This window comes from Bartonella sp. CB10SXKL, assembly GCF_042195515.1.
Classification (GTDB): Bacteria; Pseudomonadota; Alphaproteobacteria; order Rhizobiales; family Rhizobiaceae; genus Bartonella.
This window is the reverse complement of record NZ_JBHION010000044.1, coordinates 1-3072: the sequence shown is the minus strand read 5'-3', so window position 1 is coordinate 3072 and position 3072 is coordinate 1. Positions and strand designations below refer to the sequence as shown.

4 protein-coding genes and 1 pseudogene are annotated in these 3072 nt (G+C 34.5%); all 5 read left to right on the top strand.

The features are described from left to right. Positions 1-214 (top strand): annotated as a pseudogene (locus tag ACFIK3_RS09125) (hypothetical protein); the annotation flags it as partial. Between the two features lie 337 nt (positions 215-551). After that, positions 552-1070: a Rha family transcriptional regulator gene (locus ACFIK3_RS09120; RefSeq protein WP_375676592.1), complete on the top strand. Its 519-nt coding sequence runs from the start codon at positions 552-554 to the stop codon at positions 1068-1070. Positions 1071-1146: 76 nt separating this feature from the next. After that, entirely contained in the window at positions 1147-2031 is an 885-nt protein-coding gene (locus ACFIK3_RS09115) for a hypothetical protein (protein ID WP_375608869.1), read from the top strand. 198 nt (positions 2032-2229) lie between these two features. Beyond that, the gene (locus ACFIK3_RS09110) at positions 2230-2502 is read left to right on the top strand and encodes a toxin HicA (RefSeq protein WP_273791602.1); all 273 of its coding nucleotides are present in this window, start codon (positions 2230-2232) and stop codon (positions 2500-2502) included. Further along, on the top strand, positions 2492-2809 hold the full coding sequence (locus ACFIK3_RS09105; RefSeq protein WP_006590330.1) for a type II toxin-antitoxin system HicB family antitoxin: 318 nt from the start codon (positions 2492-2494) through the stop codon (positions 2807-2809). The genes ACFIK3_RS09110 and ACFIK3_RS09105 overlap by 11 nt, the downstream gene beginning before the upstream one ends. The last annotated feature ends 263 nt before the right edge of the window (positions 2810-3072 follow it).

Sequence of the window (3072 nt, the reverse complement as noted above, 5' to 3'; positions counted from 1 at the left end):
TTTACAACAGTATTTGCACAGACTTTTAAAGCTAATAAGTTTAGCACTTGTCGTTTTAATTTTTCCAAATAGTTATACTGTATTTTGGTATTTAGATATCGTTATTTGGTACTTTTTTTTAGTTTATTCATTCTTTCTCATGTTGCATACACGCAGTTTAATAAACATGTCCATTTACGCGATACAATCATCTATTAAAAAGAAAGAGAGCTAAAAAAAGCACTTGATATTCAATTAGGTAGGTATCAAAATGAAAAAAATTGAAAAAAATAAAAAATACGTATTGACTTTAAAAGGTCATTCTGTTAAACGAATCATTAAGTGCTAGAAACACTAAACATGTAGCGAATAGATTACGAAACAATCTTTTCCTGCTTCAAAATTTGGCTTTATTTTTATGCTATTATTGGCATATAACGATTTTGTCGGGTGTGGTTACGCTATACAATACCCTTATGGGAAAGGCGTGACGACGGACTACATGCCGTGTTTCTAGCGCCCGGCACTCTTTTAGAGTGTCAATAGAAACTTTAAACATGTAGGAGTTCCCTATGAACAATTTAGTAACAATCAACAATGCTGGTATTGCTGTCACAACTTCTTTGAAAATTGCAGAGGGTGTAGGTAATAAGCACAAAACAGTTATACAGTTGGTTCGTCAAAATATTAAAGACTTTGAAGAACTTGGAAGGGTCGCATTTGAAATGCTACCCTTTGAAACCAAGGGTGGAATACAAAAGAGAGAAGTTGCCATCCTTAATGAATCACAAGCAACTCTACTGATGACATATATGCGCAATAATGGCACGGTGCGTGCATTTAAAAAAGCGCTTGTTAAAGCTTTTTATGAATTAAAAAGCCAATCAAAAAATCATGATTTATTCTCTAGAGATAATGATTTATTTTCTTATGAAAGTTTAAAAGCTCCTGAGGGAATTGGTAAAGTTTTGGGAATGATTGCTGCGCGTTTATCGTATGTAAATGATCTACAAAAAGAGCTTGATCACTACAAATTGGTTACGACAGAAGCCAAGCGCGTTTTAACAAATGCTATTGTAAAAGCAGCGTAAATAACGGCGCGGGCGGTGCGGGGGCGCCTCCTTATAACCATTTCATTCAAAAATTTTCTTTAAAAGGCATTTCACTATGAAAAAAACATATGAACTTATTGATCTCATAACACGCAATAAAGAAGAAGAAAGTGAAAATCATAATCTCTTTGCTCTTAAATGGACGATATATGATCAAAGCCTTCATAGTCCTTTACGTCCTGAGAATGAAAAGCAAGTACCTAGAAAATATGAATTAACAAGTGAGACAAGGGAATTTAATGGACATATATTACACCGTATTAGAGCCATTAAAGATTTTAAACATTTTTTTGGTGATAATAATAACTTTTGTATAAAAGCAGGTACCTTAGGCGGTTTTATAGAGAATGAAAGCAATTTAGATCATCGTTATGGTTGCTGGGTTAGTGATGATGCTATGGTTTACGGTGGCGCACGTGTTGTAATGGATGCTCTTGTATACGGTAATGCTGTTATTTATGAACAAGCGTGTATTGGTGGGCATGCACATATTTATGACAATGCACAGATTTATGGTAAAGCCAAGGTTTGTGGTACTGCTCATATTTATAACAATGCGCATATTTATGAAAATGCTTGTATTGATTTTAGAAGCCATGTTTATGAAAATGCTCATGTTTATGGCAATGCAGAAGTTGGGTTTTCTCATGGTGAAGATAAACCTGAGATTTATGGCAATGCACGTGTTTATGATAATGCAATAATTGAAGACAATGCTAGGATTTATGGGAATGCACAAGTTTACGGACGCGCTCGTATTAGAGAGAAAGCTAAGGTCCGTGATAATGCACAAGCATGTGGAACGTTAGATCTTTTAAACGATGCGGTTTTAGCGGGTGATAAAAAACTCACAAGAGGTTATAGAGATTTTATTGGCAAAACTAAAATCACTAAATTTGGTCATTTTAAAATAATAGAAAAAATACACAAAGTTGTTTAATAGGCGGGCTGCTTTATAGCAAAAAAGCCGCGTCCTTTAAGACACGGCTTTCTTTTTTTGTTTAACGCAACAAAACTTTTTCTGATAGTTTTTCTTGTATACATAAAAGCCTCTATTCAATAGATTTAAAATGATTAACTAGGAAGGTTTAAAATGATTAACTGGGAAGGTTTATAAAATGATTGACTAGGATTAATAGTGATACTATTATTGGTTATGAACAATAAAGTTGAAAAAATAATCAGCTTGATGCAAGCATCACCAAGGAACATTAAGTTTTCAGATTTGTTGGCTGTGTGTGTACATTTTTTTGGAGAACCACGGAACAGTGGTACGAGTCACTTTGTGTTTAAAACCCCGTGGCTTGGTGACCCGCGTGTGAATATTCAAAAAGATTCTGGCAATAAGGCAAAAGCCTACCAAGTCAAACAAGTATTGCAAGCGATAGAAAGGATAAAACATGAACAGTAATCATTATACATATCGTGTTTTGTGGTCGCAAGAAGATCAGGAATATGTCGGATTGTGTGCAGAATTCCCATCCCTTTCATGGTTAGCATCTCAAGCAGAGAAGGCTTTAAAAGGCATTATGGATCTTGTTTCAGAAGTTGTTGAGGACATGCAACATAACGGAGAAGAAGTTCCTGTGCCTTTGTCGCATGGTAAATATAGTGGTAAGTTTCAATTAAGAATCCCACCAGAACTCCATAGAAAACTTGCAATACAAGCTGCCGAAAATGGTGTAAGCTTGAATAGATACATTTCTTCTAAGCTTTGAAAAGTCTATACGACCAGAAGATACCCTCCGCCCCTTATTTATGTTGCTTAGAATTTACATAATAAAAGCCGCGTCCTTTAAGACACGGCTTTTATTATCAAAACAGCTAGTGATCCAAATAAACGATTAAAATAACCAATCGAAATATAAAAGAACATCTCTTTATTGCACAAAACGTATCAAAACGCAAGCTGTTAAGTAAAATAAAAATGGGATTCATACTGTAGATTCAGTGTGTTATGATAAATTCTGTTTGTAAAAAT

What these genes read in the sequence shown, in the direction of transcription:
- ACFIK3_RS09120 (WP_375676592.1), top strand. Translation starts at nt 552, where the DNA reads ATGAACAATTTAGTAACAATCAACAATGCTGGTATTGCTGTCACAACT.
- ACFIK3_RS09115 (WP_375608869.1), top strand. Translation starts at nt 1,147, where the DNA reads ATGAAAAAAACATATGAACTTATTGATCTCATAACACGCAATAAAGAA.
- ACFIK3_RS09105 (WP_006590330.1), top strand. Translation starts at nt 2,492, where the DNA reads ATGAACAGTAATCATTATACATATCGTGTTTTGTGGTCGCAAGAAGAT.